19 protein-coding genes are annotated in these 16,990 nt (G+C 64.6%); 16 read left to right on the top strand and 3 right to left on the bottom strand.

What is annotated here, in order from left to right:
• Positions 1-20 precede the first annotated feature (20 nt).
• The 7 genes from flhB to motD are packed head-to-tail and all read left to right on the top strand — an operon-like array spanning position 21 to position 7,784.
• Positions 21-1,160 (top strand): flagellar type III secretion system protein FlhB, encoded by a 1,140-nt coding sequence (gene flhB / locus HT579_06125; GenBank protein ID QKS28539.1) that lies wholly within the window; start codon positions 21-23, stop codon positions 1,158-1,160.
• On the top strand, positions 1,153-3,237 hold the full coding sequence (gene flhA, locus HT579_06130) for a flagellar biosynthesis protein FlhA (GenBank protein ID QKS28540.1): 2,085 nt from the start codon (positions 1,153-1,155) through the stop codon (positions 3,235-3,237). The genes flhB and flhA overlap by 8 nt, the downstream gene beginning before the upstream one ends.
• Positions 3,234-4,583 (top strand): flagellar biosynthesis protein FlhF, encoded by a 1,350-nt coding sequence (flhF, locus tag HT579_06135; GenBank protein QKS28541.1) that lies wholly within the window; start codon positions 3,234-3,236, stop codon positions 4,581-4,583. The genes flhA and flhF overlap by 4 nt, the downstream gene beginning before the upstream one ends.
• Positions 4,576-5,460, top strand: a complete 885-nt coding sequence (locus HT579_06140; GenBank protein QKS28542.1) for a MinD/ParA family protein — start codon at positions 4,576-4,578, stop codon at positions 5,458-5,460. Before flhF ends, HT579_06140 begins: the two co-directional genes overlap by 8 nt.
• An 18-nt stretch (positions 5,461-5,478) precedes the next feature.
• Positions 5,479-6,228, top strand: coding sequence for an RNA polymerase sigma factor FliA (locus tag HT579_06145; protein QKS28543.1), 750 nt, complete (start codon positions 5,479-5,481; stop codon positions 6,226-6,228).
• Positions 6,221-6,961, top strand: a complete 741-nt coding sequence (locus tag HT579_06150; protein QKS28544.1) for a flagellar motor protein — start codon at positions 6,221-6,223, stop codon at positions 6,959-6,961. Before HT579_06145 ends, HT579_06150 begins: the two co-directional genes overlap by 8 nt.
• A gap of 4 nt (positions 6,962-6,965) precedes the next feature.
• Positions 6,966-7,784 carry a flagellar motor protein MotD gene (gene motD, locus HT579_06155; GenBank protein QKS28545.1) on the top strand — a complete coding sequence of 273 codons (819 nt, stop codon included), beginning with the start codon at positions 6,966-6,968 and terminating at the stop codon, positions 7,782-7,784.
• Here the strand turns inward: motD and HT579_06160 are convergent.
• From HT579_06160 to flgA, 3 genes are all read right to left on the bottom strand, one after another.
• Positions 7,781-8,245, bottom strand: a complete 465-nt coding sequence (locus tag HT579_06160) for a flagellar protein FlgN (protein ID QKS28546.1) — start codon at positions 8,243-8,245, stop codon at positions 7,781-7,783. The genes motD and HT579_06160 overlap by 4 nt on opposite strands.
• Before the next feature lie 30 nt (positions 8,246-8,275).
• Positions 8,276-8,557, bottom strand: a complete 282-nt coding sequence (flgM, locus tag HT579_06165) for a flagellar biosynthesis anti-sigma factor FlgM (GenBank protein ID QKS28547.1) — start codon at positions 8,555-8,557, stop codon at positions 8,276-8,278.
• Positions 8,558-8,651: 94 nt separating this feature from the next.
• Entirely contained in the window at positions 8,652-9,356 is a 705-nt protein-coding gene (flgA, locus tag HT579_06170) for a flagellar basal body P-ring formation protein FlgA (GenBank protein QKS28548.1), read from the bottom strand.
• A 332-nt stretch (positions 9,357-9,688) separates the two neighbouring features.
• Between flgA and flgB the strand changes: the two genes are divergently transcribed.
• From flgB to flgJ, 9 genes are all read left to right on the top strand, one after another.
• A complete protein-coding gene (gene flgB, locus HT579_06175) occupies positions 9,689-10,093 on the top strand; it encodes a flagellar basal body rod protein FlgB (GenBank protein QKS28549.1) in 405 nt (134 codons plus the stop codon).
• Positions 10,094-10,095: 2 nt separating this feature from the next.
• A complete protein-coding gene (gene flgC, locus HT579_06180; protein QKS28550.1) occupies positions 10,096-10,500 on the top strand; it encodes a flagellar basal body rod protein FlgC in 405 nt (134 codons plus the stop codon).
• A gap of 32 nt (positions 10,501-10,532) precedes the next feature.
• Positions 10,533-11,219 carry a flagellar hook assembly protein FlgD gene (locus HT579_06185; GenBank protein ID QKS28551.1) on the top strand — a complete coding sequence of 229 codons (687 nt, stop codon included), beginning with the start codon at positions 10,533-10,535 and terminating at the stop codon, positions 11,217-11,219.
• Positions 11,220-11,236: 17 nt separating this feature from the next.
• Positions 11,237-12,487: a flagellar hook protein FlgE gene (flgE, locus tag HT579_06190; protein ID QKS28552.1), complete on the top strand. Its 1,251-nt coding sequence runs from the start codon at positions 11,237-11,239 to the stop codon at positions 12,485-12,487.
• A gap of 30 nt (positions 12,488-12,517) precedes the next feature.
• Positions 12,518-13,267: a flagellar basal-body rod protein FlgF gene (gene flgF / locus HT579_06195; GenBank protein ID QKS28553.1), complete on the top strand. Its 750-nt coding sequence runs from the start codon at positions 12,518-12,520 to the stop codon at positions 13,265-13,267.
• Positions 13,268-13,277: 10 nt separating this feature from the next.
• Complete coding sequence (gene flgG, locus HT579_06200) at positions 13,278-14,060, top strand: flagellar basal-body rod protein FlgG (protein QKS28554.1); 783 nt, start codon at positions 13,278-13,280, stop codon at positions 14,058-14,060.
• Positions 14,061-14,070: 10 nt separating this feature from the next.
• The gene (locus HT579_06205) at positions 14,071-14,745 is read left to right on the top strand and encodes a flagellar basal body L-ring protein FlgH (protein QKS28555.1); all 675 of its coding nucleotides are present in this window, start codon (positions 14,071-14,073) and stop codon (positions 14,743-14,745) included.
• An 85-nt stretch (positions 14,746-14,830) separates the two neighbouring features.
• Entirely contained in the window at positions 14,831-15,967 is a 1,137-nt protein-coding gene (locus HT579_06210; protein QKS28556.1) for a flagellar basal body P-ring protein FlgI, read from the top strand.
• A gap of 39 nt (positions 15,968-16,006) precedes the next feature.
• Positions 16,007-16,942, top strand: coding sequence for a flagellar assembly peptidoglycan hydrolase FlgJ (gene flgJ / locus HT579_06215; protein ID QKS28557.1), 936 nt, complete (start codon positions 16,007-16,009; stop codon positions 16,940-16,942).
• The last annotated feature ends 48 nt before the right edge of the window (positions 16,943-16,990 follow it).

The raw sequence follows: 16,990 nt of genomic DNA on the forward strand, positions 1-16,990 counted from the left end.
GTCCAGACTGGAAGCTTGAAATGGCAGAGGAAAGCGACGTCGAACGTACCGAACCGGCATCGGCGAGACGCCTCGAACAGGCTCGCGAAGAGGGGCAGGTGCCGCGCTCGCGGGAGGTGGGCGCCTTTCTCGTCCTGATCGTCGGCGCGGCAGGGTTCATGATGCTGGGGCCCTGGATGATGCAGAGGCTGTCGACAGTCGTCCGCCGCGGTCTTGTTGTCGATCATCAGACGGCACACGAACCGGCGTTGATGTTGACCCGGATGGCCGAGTTGGCGGCCGAAGCCTTGCTCACCTTCGCGCCGCTTTTTGGCGCTCTGCTCGTTGCCGTCCTGCTTTCACCGTTTGTCCTGGGTAGCTGGAACTTCTCGGCCAAGGCCCTGGAACCCGACCCGAGCCGTCTCGACCCTCTGCAGGGCATCGTTCGCCTGGTGTCCTGGCACGGCGTGGTCGAACTTGTCAAGGCGGTCGCCAAGGCCTGTCTTCTCGGTGGCGTCGCCGCCTGGGTGTTGTGGAGCGAGCGCGGAGAACTGCTGGCCATGTTTGCGCAGCCACTGCCCGTCGGGTTGGCGACCGCCGGGCACCTGCTCAGCTTCAGCTTTCTCGCCATCGTCTCGGCGATGCTGCTGATCGTCGCCGTCGACGTGCCATTCCAGCTCTGGCAGTACCACGACAAGCTCAAGATGAGCCATCAGGAAGTGAAGCAGGAAGGCAAGGAACTCGAGGGCAACCCGGAAATAAAGGGGCGCATCCGCCAGTTGCAGCGCGAGGCTGCACGCAAGCGAATGATGGCCGCGGTGCCGGCGGCCGACGTCATCGTCACCAATCCAACGCACTACGCGGTTGCCCTCGCCTACAGCAGCGGCATGGGGGCCCCGAAGGTGCTGGCCAAGGGGACGGGCGAGATCGCGCTGAAGATACGCCAGATCGCTGCAAGCAACGGCGTACCCCTGGTCGAAGCGGCAGCGCTGGCGCGCGCCCTCCATCGGCACGTCGACCTCGATCAGGAGATCCCGGCAGGGCTCTATGCCGCGGTCGCCGAGGTGCTCGCCTACGTTTACCAGTTGAGTGACTGGCGGCGCCTTGGCGGTGATTTGCCGCTGCCACCTGGCCGGATAGAAGTTCCTCCGGAACTCGTCGCGGAGCCTGCGCGTGGCTAGCGGCACCATCGTCCTGCAGGATTTCGTCGCGCGCTTTGGTCAGCGGCAGCTGGCTGGCCCGTTGCTGATCCTGCTCATCCTGGCGATGATGGTGTTGCCACTGCCACCCTTCCTTCTGGATCTCTTTTTCACTTTCAATATCGCCATCTCGGTGATCGTCATGCTCGTTGCCATGAGCGTGATGAAGCCGCTCGATTTCTCGGTTTTTCCCACCGTCCTTCTCGTCACGACACTGCTTCGCCTGTCGCTGAACGTTGCCTCGACGCGGGTTGTCCTGCTCGAAGGGCATACCGGTCCGGCGGCGGCGGGAAAGGTGATCGAAGCCTTCGGCCACTTTCTCGTTGGCGGCAACTATGGTGTCGGGCTGGTGGTCTTCACGATCCTGGTGATCATCAACTTCGTCGTCATCACCAAGGGTGCGGGGAGGGTTGCCGAAGTCGCTGCCCGCTTCACCCTGGACGCGATGCCGGGCAAGCAGATGGCGATCGATGCCGACCTCAATGCCGGCTTGATCGGCGAGGAGGAGGCGCGCAAGCGGCGGTCGACGATCGCCCAGGAGGCTGATTTCTTCGGCTCGATGGATGGTGCGTCGAAGTTCGTTCGCGGCGACGCGATAGCCGGCATCCTGATCATGTTGATCAATGTGGTCGGTGGTCTGTTCGTTGGCGTCCTGCAGCACAATCTGGACGTTGGAACGGCGGCGAGAACGTACACCCTGTTGACGATTGGCGACGGCCTGGTCGCCCAGATCCCGGCGCTGATCGTCTCGATTGCCGCCGGCATGGTGGTGACCCGCGTCGGTGACGATCAGGACGTGTCGCAGCAGTTTGCCGCACAGATGTTCAACAATCCAAAGCCGCTCTACCTGACGGCGGCGATCATCGGCCTGCTCGGCCTGATTCCCGGGATGCCGAACTTCATCTTCCTGCTCATTGGCGGTGCGCTGGCGGCGGCGGCCTGGCGACTCGACAGGCTGCGACAGGAGCAGAAGCCACTGCCGGTTGCGCCAGCGCCGACGCCGGCGCGGGAAGCGCAGGAAGCCAGCTGGGCGGACGTGACGCCGCTCGACGTCCTGGGACTCGAAGTCGGCTACCGGCTGATACCGCTGGTCGACAAGGCGCAGGATGGCGAGTTGCTGCGCCGCATCCGAGGCATCCGGAAGAAGTTTGCGCAGGACGTCGGCTTCCTGGTGTCGCCGGTACATATACGTGACAACCTCGAACTGAAGCCCAATGCCTACAAGATCCTTCTCAAGGGGGTCGACATTGGCGAGGGTGAAGCGTTTCCCGGTAATCTGCTGGCGATCAATCCGGGTCGGGTGGCAGGCCAAGTGTCCGGGACGGCCACCCGGGACCCGGCCTTCGGTTTGCCGGCGGTGTGGATCGATCCTTCGGCGCGCGAGCAGGCCCAGGCTTACGGCTATACGGTCGTCGATGCGAGTACGGTGGTCGCCACGCACCTGAACCATCTGATCCTGTCGCATGCCGCCGAACTCCTGGGCCGGCAGGAGGCGCAGGCCCTGCTCGATCATCTGGCAAAGGAAATGCCGAAGCTGGTCGAAGACCTGGTGCCGAAAGCCATGTCGCTCGGCGTGGTGCAGAAGGTCCTGCGCAACCTGCTCGACGAGGGAGTATCGCTGCGCGACATGCGGACCGTCATCGAGACCCTGGCCGACGGTGCTGCCCGCTCGCAGGATCCGGATGCGCTGACGGTACAGGTGCGCATTGCCCTGGGACGTTCGATCGTCCAGGAACTCTACCCCGGCGCATCCGACCTGCAGGTGATGGCTCTCGACCCGCAGCTTGAACGACTGCTGCAACAGGCAGTCGCTGGAGCCGGTGAAGCGGTTGGCATCGAACCAGGCCTGGCCGATACGCTCGTGCGTGAGGCGCTGGCGGCGGCGCAGAGGCAGGAGGAGGCCGGTCTGCCGGTGGTCCTGCTGGTCTCCGGCGCCCTGCGCAGTCTGCTCTCGCGCTTCCTTCGGCGTCACATTCCGCAGCTCAAGGTTCTGGCGCACGCTGAGGTGCCTGAACATCGAACGATCAAAGTGACATCCATCATTGGACAAAGAGCATGAACGTCAGGAAATTCATTGCGGCGACTGCACGCGACGCCCTGCGAAAGGTCAGGGAGACCCTTGGGCCTGATGCGATCATCCTCTCCAATCGGGGGATCCCGGGCGGCGTCGAGATCATGGCCGTCGCTGCTCGCGACATGGAGCTGATCGTGTCGCCACGCGATTCCGTGCGGCCGCCCGGCGGCACCGATGCCCCGGCGGGGGGGGCTGCGCCCGAGCTGACCAGGGGCGCTGACAGGGCAGCAACGCGCCCTGCAGAGGCAACTCTCCGGAAGCCGGCGAGCAGCTGGCGGCCTGACGCTGAAGTACCGCTCCCGGCGGCCACTGCGCGTCCGCTGACGGACGCGCCGCCTGGGGGCGAGGGGACTTCCGCTGCTGCTGGTGCGGCTGTCGTACCGGCAGCGGTGATGGACGAGATTCGCTCGCTGCGGCGAATCGTCGAACAACAGCTGGCCGGTTTCGCTTGGGGCGAGGTGGCGCGCTCCGAGCCGGTGAAGACCGAGATTCTGCGGCAGATGCTCGGCGCCGGCTTCTCGCCGCGGTTCGCCCGCGAACTGCTCGCGGAATTGCCGCGCGAGCTCGACGCCGCGCAGGCACTGGCCTGGGTGCGCGGACGCGCGGAGCGAGGCATGCTGACCATCGATGGCGAGAGCGACATCGTCGACCAGGGCGGCATCTATGCCCTGGTCGGACCGACCGGGGTCGGCAAGACGACGACCGCGGCCAAGCTGGCGGCGCGTTGCGTCCTGCGGCACGGAGCAAGGAAGCTTGCGCTGGTGACGACGGACGGCTACCGCATCGGGGCCCACGAGCAGTTGCGGATCTACGGGCGCATACTGGGTGTGCCGGTCCTTCTGGCGCGGGACGCAAAGGACCTGCGGGCAACCCTTCATGATCTGCGGCACACCCACATGGTACTGATCGACACCATGGGGATGAGCCAGAGAGACCGGATGGTCGGTGAGCAGGTGGCGATGTTTCGCGACAGTGACGTCAGAACGCTGCTCCTGCTGGCGGCAACCGGTCGTGGCGATACCCTCGACGATGTCGTGCGCGCCTACAGCGGCCTCGGCCTTGCCGGCTGCATCCTGACCAAGGTCGATGAGGCCGCCAGCCTCGCAGCGTCGCTGGACGTGGTCATACGTCACGAACTTCGGCTGTACTATGTTTCGAACGGGCAGCGCGTGCCGGAAGATCTGCACCTGCCGAACCGGCCGTATCTCCTCCATCGTGCCTTCAAGGACCTGCCCGAGAGTTCTCCGCATCGTCTCGCCGGGGTCGAGCCAGGCCTGATGATGGCCGGCGGCGGCGAAGGCATGCTGTCGGTCGGAGGACAGCGTGGCTGATTTTCGCGGCGATCAGGCGGCCGGGCTGCGCCGCCTCCTTGGACGCCCGCAGTTGCGAATCGTCAGCTTCAACGCTGGTGGCCGGGGTGTGGGCCAGAGCACCGCGGTAGCCAATCTGGCGGCCTCTCTGGCGCGCGTCGGCAGCGAGGTGCTGGTGATCGACGAGAACGTTGACACCGGAGTTGCTGCTTACTTTGGCGCTCTTGCCAGCGGCGATCTGCAGCAGGCGGTCAGTCACGAAAAGCCGCTCGATGAGGTGCTGGTTCACGTGGCGTCGGGAATCCGGGTACTGCCGGCGGCCCGCATCATCGGCCGGCTCGGCGCGCTCGGCGAGCACGAGCGGCGGACGCTGCTGGGCTGTCTGGCCGAACTTCTGCCGCCGGCCGACGTCGTCCTCGTCGATGCCTCACTCGACCACCCTCTGGGTTTCTCGCCACTGGGTCTGGCGGCGCAGGAGACAGTCGTGGTCGTCCCCGCCGATGTCAACGCCATCACCGAGGCTTACGCATTGATCAAGAAGGTCAGCCTGGGCTACGCACACAGGCGTTTTCGGATCCTGCTCAACCGGGTACGAAGCGAAGCGGAAGCGCGGGCGATCCATGACAACATGGCGCGCGTCACCGACAGCCGCCGGCTGGCGCGTCTCGAATACGCGGGCTGGGTGCCCGCTGACGAGCAACTGCGCCAGGCCGCGCGCCTGTGTCAGCCCGTGGCTGCCCTGTTCCCGGAGGCGGCGGCGGCACGGGCCTATCGAACGCTCGCCGAGCAGCTTCTGAGCTGGCAGCTCAGCAATGATGAGCAAGGGGGGCTCGAACATTTCGTACAACTGCTGCTACACTTGAGCCAACGCATTCACGCAACCGCTATCTACGCCTGATAGCTCTTCCCGGGACGCATGTATAACGCTGCTGGTCAGCTCAACAAGGATCAGCTTGTCCAGCGCTTCGCGCCGCTGGTCAGGCGCATCGCCTGTCATCTGATGGCGCGGCTGCCGGCGAGCGTGCAACTCGATGACCTCGTGCAGAACGGCATGCTCGGCCTGCTCGACGCCCTGGGGCGTTTCGAGGCCGGAGTCGGTGCCCAGTTCGAGGCCTATGCTGCGCAGCGGGTGCGCGGGGCGATGCTCGATGGCTTGCGGGAGAACGACTGGCTGCCGCGCAGCCTGCGTCGCAACTGCCGTCGCATCGAAGCCGCGATCACCCAACTGGAGCAGGCGAGTGGCCGTGTGCCAACGGAGAGCGAGCTTGCCGATTCCCTCGGCATGACGCTTGCCGATTATCAGGAAACGCTGCAGGACGTGCGCGGACACCAGCTGGTCTACATCGAGGACATCGTTGCCGAGCGCGGCGAGGACTTTCTCGAGCGCCACTTCGTCGATGAGAGCGCCGACCCGGCCCGGCTGGTCGCGGACGACGAACTGCGTCGGCAGCTGGTACAGGCGATCGGACTGTTGCCCGAACGTGAACGACTGATGATGGCTCTCTACTATGAGCAGGATCTGAACCTGCGCGAGATCGGCGAGGTCATGGGAGTGAGCGAGTCACGTGTTTGCCAGTTGCACAGTCAGGCGGTGCTGCGGCTCCGCAGTCGCCTGTTCGGCGACGGCAAGCGCAACACCAAGGCGAACGTCGAACGGAATGGATAGGGGCAGCATCATAGGTCTGCTGATCGGCTTTCTGGCGATCATCGTCGGTCAGATCCTGGAGGGCGGACACGTCGGTTCACTGGCGCAGCCGACGGCGATGCTGATCGTCGTCGGTGGCACGCTCGGCGCGGTCATGTTGCAGAGTCCGTACGCGACCTTCGTGCGCGGCATGCGGATGATAAAGTGGATCGTGTACCCGCCCGTGATCAACCCCTTGCAGGTCATCCAGCAGGTCACCGGCTGGAGCCAGGTTTCGCGGCGCGAGGGCCTGCTGGCGCTCGACGCCGTGGTGAGCGAACTGAAGGATGATTTCGTCCGCAAGGGTCTGCAGCTTCTGGTCGATGGGGCCGAGCCGGAGCGGTTGCGCGAGGTGATGGACGTCGAGATCTCGACCTTCGAGCAGGAGATGAAGTTGGCGGCGCGCATCTGGGAGGCGGCCGGTGGTTACTCGCCGACGATCGGAATTCTTGGTGCCGTGCTCGGACTGATCCACGTCATGGAGAACCTTTCCGATCCATCCAAGCTCGGTGCCGGCATCGCGGTCGCGTTCGTCGCCACGATCTATGGCGTTGGCTTGGCCAACCTCGTCTTCCTGCCGGTTGCCAGCAGGCTCAAGGCACACATCAATCGCTTGGTGGTGCAGCGGGAAATGATCGTCGCCGGTCTCGTCGGGATCGCCAACGGCGACAACCCGCGGATCATCGAGAGCCGTCTGCGCGCCTACATCTTCTGACGCAATGGCACGCCGACGGCACGAGGAGGAGCATGACAATCACGAACGCTGGCTCGTTTCGTACGCCGATTTCATCACCCTGCTCTTTGCCTTCTTTGTCGTCATGTACGCTCTCTCCTCGGTGAACGAGGGAAAGTACCGGATCCTCAGCAACTCGATGGTCGTCGCCTTCCGCAACGCTCCCGTAAGCAGCGTCGGGCAGACGCCGACGGTGATTCCCACACCGTCTCCACCCGTCACCACGCCGCTGTCGAGCAAGTCAGCCGAGGGTCTGCGGCAGAAGGAGCGGGAGAAGATGCGTCAGGTGGCGAAGAACATCCTCGATGTCATGGCGCCACTCGTCGAACAGGGCAAGGTGCGGGTTCTGGAGACGAGCCGTGGCGTGAGCATCGAGATCAATGACAGCATCTTGTTCTCGCCCGGGCAGGCGCTTCTCAATCCGACGTTGGCCAAGGCCATGCTGTCGGTGGCGGAGGTTCTGGTGCCGGCGGATTTTCCGATTACCATCGAGGGGCACACCGACAACATGCCGATCAGCAATGCGCAGTTTCCGTCAAATTGGGAGCTGTCCGCGGTGCGTGCGACCACCGTGCTGCGGCTGTTCGCGGATGCCGGGATTGCCGCCGAGAGGCTGACGGCGATTGGCTACGCCGACACGCGTCCGGTCGAGCCGAATCTTCTGGCCGACGGGCGGGCGCGGAATCGTCGGGTGACGATTCTCATCGACTCCGCGATTCCGGAAAAAGGCACCGAACTCGATCTACAGGGGTCGGCCACGCCGCCGACGCGTGCGCGGACGGCCACCTCACCCGCGGTCCGCTAGGCGCTGTCGCTGATGCGGCCACCGCCGCCTGGCCTGCTCTGACCGTCGGGACCGTAGAGACCCAGGGCACCACTGCTGCCGACGAGGGCCTCGATGGCCTGGGCGTTGCTCTGCAGGCGAAGCTGGATCACTTCGCCATTCAGTCGATTCAGTTCTTGCGCCCGGGTGGCCAGAGGCAGCACTTCGGCCCAGGCTGTGCGCGCGTCGTTCTCGCCCGGGTGGGCGGCAAACCAGGCCGCCACGCCGGCGCGGTTCGCGCTCAAACCGTCGGCAGCGAGGACCACGCGGCGCTGTTCGGCTATGGCAGCCAGGCGCGTCGCGACTTCGTTCTTTTCTTGCAGCAGTGCCGGCAGGCCATCAACGTCGCCTTCGATCAGCAGCCGCTGCTCGCGCTCGAGCAGGCCGACGAAGGTCCGGACGACAGCGACTTCCTCTTCGAGCAGTTGTCGCAACGTCGTCACCCGTTGACAGTCGCTCCTGACAGGGCCCGCTCAGGAGCGTTGCTGCGCAGCCACGAGTTCACTCGCCGACGTGATCAGCCGCTCGGCAATTGCCTCGGCATTGATCGTGAAACGGCCCTCGGTGATGGCCTGTTTGATTTCCGCGACACGGCCGGAATCAAAGGAGCCTGCGTCGCCCGGTGATTGCAGTTGTGCCGCCAGCTCGCTCAAATGAACCTCTGTCGCGGCACCCGTCGCCGGTTTCACGATGGCGACGCGGTTGCGCGTTTCGCCAAGTGCGCTGGCGGAGTTGCTTGTGCTGTCGATTTTCACGGTGTTGCCCCTTGAACGGTTGTCCTCATTTCACTAATCGGCGGACGGCGTTGAAACTTTAACACTTTTTTTCGAACCGGGGCGAGCCGGCCAGTCAGTAGTTCACCTCGACGATACCGCCCTGGCGAGCGATGCCGCTGATTACCTGCCCTGACGCCGTTCGCACCTGGGCAACCTGACCCTCGACGGCGTTGTTCAGGGCCTTTCCTTCGTTGCTGACAGTGAATCCGGCTCCGCTCGACAGCAACTTGACGCTCTGTCCCTGCTGCACCGCCCACGCCGCGCCGAGCAACTCGCTGCGCAGCGGTTGGCCGGCAGCGACACCCTGGCGGGTCGTCTTGCCGATCGCCTGTGCCGGGTCGGTCAGCACACTGGCAGGCAGCGCGCCGAGATCGCCGCTCTGCGGCAGCAGGTCGGCAGCGCCGACGACCTGTCCGGGCGCGAGCTGCCGAGCCGCGACGAGGTAATTGCCGGAAATCCGTATCTGTACCGGCACGTACACCGTCCACCGGCCCGGTGCGAGGCAACGCACGCCGATGGTCGTGTTCCCCCAAAGGCGGCTCCCCGATGGCAGGAACGGCTCGAAGGCGTTGCAGGCGGCGAGTCTGGCGTGGCGATCGAGCTGGCCGATCTGGAAGGCCACCGTTCCCGGCAGGCCGGCCGTCTGGACGCGCAAATAGTCGTCGAGGGCGGTCGCCAAGCTGGTCTGCGCGCCGATTCCCATGCTTGTGAGGCCGAGCACGGCAAGGACCAGGAGGGGCCATCCGAAGTGTTGCGCGACGCGAGAGGTTGCTGGCATTACGCCATTTTGCCCTAATCTGCCTGCTGCAGACAGCAACTCCTCTGCCACGCGGCTCGCGGGCGGCTGCTGGCGGCAATATTTGCCGCGCGGCCGGCAAGTCCGGTCGCTCGGCGGCAGCAGCTGGCTTGACTGCCCGGTGGCGCCGCCAAGGGCCGGCGTCCAGCCGCCACCCCTGGCCGCGGCGCTTGGGCGCCAGCAACCAGGCGGCAGGAAGAGCGGTCGCCAAGCCACTGGTTCGGGCGCATGGCGCCACTCATGGTGCAGCGCACTGGTATCACGGCATGAATATTGCTTGGACAATCGTAGTTCGACCGATCGAGGGGTGCCCGATGCTCAGCAAGCTTGACCGCAATCTGCAGTTCCAGCAGCAGGCGCTTGGTCTGCGCGCCAGTCGGCAGCAGCTGTTGGCCGGCAACATTGCCAACGCCGATACGCCGAATTTCAAGGCACGCGATTTCAACTTCGCCGCTGCTCTCGAGAATGCGCTCGCTGGCAGGAGCGTCGGCGCCTTGCCGCTGACGATGACGGCGTCCCGCCATCTGGCGGGCGACCCGGATCAGCGGGCACCTTGGTTGTTGTATCGCCAGCCGGCGCAGCCGAGCGCCGATGGCAATACGGTCGAAATGGATGTGGAGGGGGCGCAGTTGGCCGAGAACAGCATCTTCTACGAGGCTGGACTGAGCTTCGTCAGCGGCAAGATCAGAACCATGATGACGGCGTTGCAGGGGCAGTAGTCATGGGCATGTTTACCACCTTCCACGTCGCCGGCAGCGCCCTGACGGCGCAGTCCGTCCGCCTCAATGCTGTCGCCAGCAACATGGCCAACGCCGAGAGCGTGATCGCTTCCGATGGCAAGCCCTATCGCGCCAGACAGGTGGTGTTCGCGGCGACGCCGATGGGCAATGCCGCAGCGCAGGGTGTCCGGGTGACCCGAGTCGTTGAGGACAGCAGTCCACCGCGCCTGGTCTATGATCCGCGCAACCCGGCGGCGAACGAACGGGGCTATGTCGAGATGCCGAACGTCAGCGTGGTCGAAGAAATGACGAACATGATCTCGGCTGCACGCGCCTACCAGACCAATGCCGAGGTGATGAATACGGCCAAGCAACTGCTGCTGAAGACGCTGAGCATCGGCCAGTAGTCATCGCCCATTTCCAAGTCGAGGAGAGTTTCATGGCAGGTGTTCTTCAGGCAGTCAACGCTGCGAGCAACCTCTTTGCCGCGCTCAATACGCGGTCCGGCGACGGCGGAAGCGCGTCGGCAACGAGCAGCGAAGAGGTGCAGAATCGCTTTCTCAAGCTGTTGGTGACCCAGTTGCAGAACCAGGATCCGCTCAATCCGCTGGACAACGCGGCGGTCACCACGCAGGTCTCGCAGATCAGCACCGTCACCGGAATCGAAAAGCTGAACAGCACCCTGGAAGCTCTGCTGGGCAGTTACCAGGATGCACAGGCCCTGCAGGGAGCGGCATTGATGGGGAGGAACGTCCTCGTTGCCGGTTCGCGTCTGGCGCTGGCCGGTGGTCAGGCGGTTGCCGGCGTCAACCTTGCCGAGGCCGCTGATCAGGTCAAGCTGACGATCCGTGATGGCGCGGGGAACGTCGTACAGAGCCAGAACCTCGGGGCGCGGGAGGCCGGCAGCTTCAGCTTCGCCTGGGATGGCAGGAACGATGCCGGGCTGCCCGTAGCGCCGGGCAACTACAGCTTCCAGGTCAGCGCGCTGCGCGGTGCAGACAAGGTGGCAGCCGAACCACTGCAGCTTGGCACGGTATCTGCTCTGGTGAAGACGGCGAAGGGTTTCGAACTTGAAGTCGGCGGCGTCGGCCGGATCGGTTTCGACAACGTACAGCAGATTCTCTAGGAAGATCGGGGGACAGAATGAGTTTCCAACAAGGTTTGAGCGGTCTGGATGCGGCAGCCTCTTCGCTCGATGTGATCGGCAACAACGTTGCCAACGCCAGCACAGTCGGCTTCAAGCGTGCCAACGCCAACTTTGCCGATGTCTTTGCCGCCTCCCTGGGCATCGTTGGTGCCTCGCAGATCGGCATCGGCGTGTCGATCGGCGGGATCCAGCAACAGTTCACCCAGGGCAACCTGACGACCACCGACAATGCTCTCGACGTTGCGGTCAATGGCGGCGGCTTCTTCCGCATGAGCGACGATGGCGCCATCAGCTACACGCGCAACGGGCAGTTCCACATCGACAATCAGGGTTACATCATCAATGACCAGAAGCTTCGCCTGACCGGCTATCCAGTCAGCGTCACCGGCGCCATCACCCCCGCCAATCCGATCGAACTGCAACTCTCGGCGAGCCAGATTCCACCCCGCGCGACGAGCGACCCGCTAGCGGGCGACGTGGCGGCAGTACTAAATCTGGATTCCCGCGATACCGTCCCGGTGCTGTCACCTTTCGACTACACCAATCCATCGACCTACAATTTCTCGACCGCGCTGACCGTCTTCGACACGCTGGGAGTGTCGCACAACCTGACCACCTATTACGTCTTGAACGCGCCGACACCTCCGACCGGCGGCGAGTGGACAGTGTATGCGACACTTGATGGTGCCAATCCGCAGGTCGTTCCCGGCGGCAATCTGGTTTTCAACACCTCGGGGGCGCTGAGTTCGGTACCTACCTACACGCTGCCGTCGTGGCCTCTGAGCAGCGGTGCCGTGACCCCTTGGTCGCCGGGAGTGATCGACTTCACCGGAACGACCCAGTATGGTAGTGCATCGAGCGTGGACCGCCTGACGCAGGGTGGTTATACAACCGGCAGCCTGGTCGGCATCGGTGTTCTCGGTGACGGTATCGTTCAGGGGCGCTACAGCAATGGCCAGACGCGCAGCATGGGGCAGTTGGTTCTGGCCACGTTTGCAGACCCCAATGGGTTGCTCAACCTGGGCAACAACCAGTGGAGTGAGACGTCGACCTCGGGGCCGGAACTGGTTGGCGCGCCGGCTTCGGGCAGTCGCGGCGTGATTCAGTCGGCGGCGGTCGAGGATTCCAACGTCGATCTGACCAACGAGCTGGTGGCGATGATCACCGCGCAACGCAACTACCAGGCCAATGCGCAGACGATCCAGACACAGGATCAGATCATGCAGACCCTGATCAACCTGCGCTGATTGCCCGGTTCGTGACGGAACGGAGGCTGCATGGATCGTCTGATCTACACTGCCATGAGCGGCGCCAAGCAGGCGTTCCTGCAGCAGGCAGGGGTCGCGCACAATCTGGCGAATGTGGCGACCGTCGGTTATCGTGCGATGGAGAGCCGATTCCGTGCCGTACCCGTGCTCGGCGCCGGGCAGCCGACGCGGGCCTTCACGGTCGACGCCTCGGTCGCCAATAGCTTCGAACAGGGGCCATTGATGACCACCGGGCGGCCGCTCGACGTCGCCCTGCGTGGACGCGGATGGATCGCGGTTCAGGGAGCTGACGGCAGTGAGGCCTACACGCGTGCCGGCAACCTGGTGACCGATGCCAACGGCGTCCTGCAGACCAGTTCCGGCAACCTCGTCCTCGGTGAGGGCGGGCCGATCACGCTGCCGCCGGACAACAACATCGTCATTGCTGCCGACGGCACGGTATCCGGTGTCCCCCGCCCCGGCGCAGGTGCCGCGAGCAGCGTCAATGTGGTCGGCCGGATCAAGCTCGTCAAGCCACCGGAGAACGATCTGGTGCGCGGTGACGACGGGCTTTTCCGCACGCGCAACGCCGAGCCGGCGATCGCGGACGAGACCGTGCAACTCGAGCCTGGCGCACTCGAGGGCAGCAACGTGAATTCGGTCGACGCGATGGTGCGCATGATCAGCCTGGCGCGTCAGTTCGAACTGCAGGTCCGGATGCTGCAGACGGCCGAGGCGAACGACCGTGCCGCAACCGCCTTGCTCACCATGAACCGCTGATCGGAAACCGATGATCACCTCTCTCTGGACCGCGAGTACAGGTCTCACCGCACAGCAGGTGCAGATCGACATCATTGCCAACAACCTGGCGAACGTCAGCACCAACGGCTTCAAGCAGGCACGGGGAATCTTCGCCGACCTGCTCTACCAGACCGTGCGCCAGCCGGGTGCGCAGTCGTCGCAGACCACCCAGATCCCAGACGGACTGCAGATCGGTCTCGGCACGGTGCCCGTGTCGACCGGTCGCATCTTCACCCAGGGGTCGCTGCAGCAGACCGGCAACAGTCTCGACATGGCGATCGACGGGGCGGGTTTCTTCCAGGTGTTGCTGCCGGACGGGACCAACGCCTACACGCGGGACGGGTCGTTCCAGAAAGACAATCAGGGGCAGATCGTCACCGCCAGTGGCTATCCGGTGCAGCCGGCGATCACCATCCCGCAGAACGCGCTGACCGTGACCGTCGCCACCGATGGCGTCGTCAGCGTCACCCTGCCGAACGTCACCACGCCGCTGCAGATCGGAACCATCCAGGTGGCGACCTTCATCAACAATGGCGGCCTGCAGAGTCTGGGCGACAACCTCTATCAGGAAACGGCGTCGAGCGGCACGCCGACGCTGAACACACCAGGCAGCAACGGCGCCGGCATGGTGGTCCAGTCCTATGTCGAGGCTTCGAATGTGAACGTCGCGCAGGAACTGGTGCTGATGATCCAGACGCAGCGGGCGTACGAGCTGAACGCCAAGGTCGTGTCGACGTCGGACCAGATGTTGGCGCGTCTGACGCAGCTGTAGGAAACCGTCCATGCCTGCCCGACCATCCCGGCTGCTGCCTCTCGCTCTCCTGCTGCTCGCCGCCTGTACCACCGTGCCGCCAACCAACGTGCATCAGCCGATGACTGCCCGACCGCAGCCGCGGCCGGAGCAGTTGGCGGCAGCTCTGGCCTCGACTGGCAGCATCTATCAGGCGGGTGCCTCGCGCACGCTGTTCGAGGATCGGCGTGCGCGGTATGTCGGCGACACGATCACGGTGACGATCACCGAGAACACTTCCGCGGCAACGAAGTCGAACAACAGCGTCGCCAAGACCGGCAGCATCAACGCCTCGGTCGGGCCGAACCTCAATCTGCCGGGGAAGACTCTGACCGAACTCAAGGCGAACAGCAGCAACGTTGCCAGCGGCAAGGGCGATGCGGCCGCAAACAACGTGTTCACCGGGACAATCACGGTGACGGTGGTCGAGGTCCTGCCGAATGGCAATCTGCTGGTATCCGGCGAGAAACAGGTGGCGATTGGTCATGGGCAGGAATACATCCGCCTGTCGGGCGTCGTCAATCCCTACTTTGTCAACGCCACCAACACCATCGCTTCGTCACAGATCGCCGATGCGCGCATTGAGTACAAGGAGAGCGGTGCCATCAGCGAGGCGCAGGTGATGGGCTGGCTGGCCCGCTTCTTTCTCACCGTTCTCCCCTTCTGAGCATCGCAAGCGCTCTGGTCGCGCGCACGATGTCTCATAAGAAACAGATGCTTGCGATTCTTATTTCTTGAGAGGAAGACAGACCATGTTCCCGATCATCGCCGGCAGGCCCCGCTGCACACGGGTCGGTGCGGCAATTCTTGCCGTCCTGGCGCTGGCAATGCCGAAGACGGCCGTGGCGGCGGAAAGGATCAAGGATCTGGCGTCCTTGCAGGGGGTGCGCAACAACCAACTGGTCGGTTATGGTCTGGTGGTCGGACTCGACGGCAGCGGCGACCAGACGACGCAGGCGCCCTTCACGTCGCAGAGCATCATCAACATGCTGGCGCAATTGGGTACTACCGTGAGCTCGGTGCAGGGGTTACAGCTGAAGAACGTCGCGGCGGTGATGGTGACGGCCAATCTGCCGCCCTTTGCGCGCATCGGCCAGCAGATCGACGTGACCGTCTCGTCGATGGGGAACGCCAAGAGCCTGCGCGGCGGGACGCTGGTGATGACGCCGCTGAAGGGCGCCGACGGCCAGATATACGCCCAGGCGCAGGGCAACCTGCTGGTCGGCGGCGCCGGCGCGGCGTCCGGTGGCAGCAAGGTGGTGGTCAACCACCTGCTGGCGGGTCGCATTGCCGGAGGAGCGACGGTCGAGCGCGAAGTCCCGACGGCGCTTGGCCAGGGGCCATTCGTGCACTATGAACTCGGAGCGACGGATTTCGGGACCGCGCAGAAGGTGGTCGAGGCGATCAACCGGGAGACGGCACCGGGGGTCGCCCAGGCTCTCGACGGACGGGTGATTCGCGTCATCGCCCCCGAGGAGGCGAACAGTCGCGTCGCTTTCCTCGGGCGGATCGAGAACCTCGAAGTTCGACCGACGAAGACGGTGGCGAAGGTGATCATCAATCCGCGCACCGGTTCGGTGGTCATGAACCAGACGGTCACCATCGACTCCTGCGCGGTCGCTCATGGTAATCTTTCGGTGATCATCAACACGGAGCAGAAGGTCAGTCAGCCCAACCCGCTGGCAGCCGGACAGACGGTGACGACGACGCAGAGCGAGATTGACATCAAGCAGGGCGGCGGGTCGCTGATCCACCTCAAGGCGGGGGTCAGCCTTGCCGAGGTGGTGAAGGCGATCAATGCACTTGGCGCCGGACCACAGGATCTGCTGTCGATCCTGCAGTCGATGAAGGCCGCCGGCGCGCTGCGTGCCGAACTCGAGATCATCTGAGCTGCGCCCCGTGCGGGAGAACTTGGCGATGTTCCAATCATGAAGGCTCCTGAGCTCGCAACGCAGCGCCTGGTACTCGACCCGGCTGCTGCCGGCGACCTGCGCAACCGGTTGCGCACCGATCCGCAGGCGGGAGTCAGGCAGGCGGCGCGACAGTTCGAGGGAATGCTTCTGCACCTGATGCTGAAAAGCATGCGCGATGCGACGCCGACCAGTGGCGTCCTGGACAGCGAGCAGAGCCGCTTCTTCGCCGCGATTGGCGACCAGCAACTGGCGCAGGAACTGGCCTCGCAGGCTCCCCTCGGTTTCGCCGGGTTGATCGAGAGGCAACTCGCACGGCAACGAGGCGGCGTTGTGCAAACAGTCCCGCCGGCGCTGGGCTCAGGGTCGCCCGCGCAGTCGGTGCTGCCGGCAAGACGTCCACTGCCAGCCGTTGCGGCAGATCAGCCGGAGGTGCCACGCGCCGCCGCTGCCACGCCGGACGCCCGGGCCGACAGTGCGCAGCGCCGGCGCGATTTCGTCGATCGCGTCTGGTCGCACGCGGTCGAAGCCGCGACTCGGACCGGTGTTCCGGCACACTTCCTGGTTGCCCAGTCGGCGCTCGAGAGTGGTTGGGGAAAGCGTGAGCTGCGCATGGCCGACGGCTCGCCCAGCTTCAACGTCTTTGGCATCAAGGCCGGTCGCGGTTGGTCGGGTGCGACCGTCGAAGTGCAGACTACCGAGTTCGTCGATGGCATGCCGCAGAGCGTGCGAGCGAAGTTTCGTGCCTACGATTCCTATGCCGAGGCCTTCCGCGACTACGCGCAACTGCTCAGCAACCACCCGCGCTACGCCTCCGTCATCGGGCAGCAGGATGGTGTCCAGTTTGCACGTTCCCTGCAGCGGGCGGGCTATGCGACCGATCCGATGTATGCGGACAAGCTCGCTCGCATCATCGGTGGCAGCACGCTGCGACAGGCACTGTCTGCGGCCTGATTTCTTTTCCCGGAGAGGCTAAACTCTCGCGCCAGGCGGCCGTTGACC

Origin of the sequence: Candidatus Accumulibacter similis (assembly GCA_013347225.1) — a bacterium.
Classification (GTDB): Bacteria; Pseudomonadota; Gammaproteobacteria; order Burkholderiales; family Rhodocyclaceae; genus Accumulibacter; species Accumulibacter similis.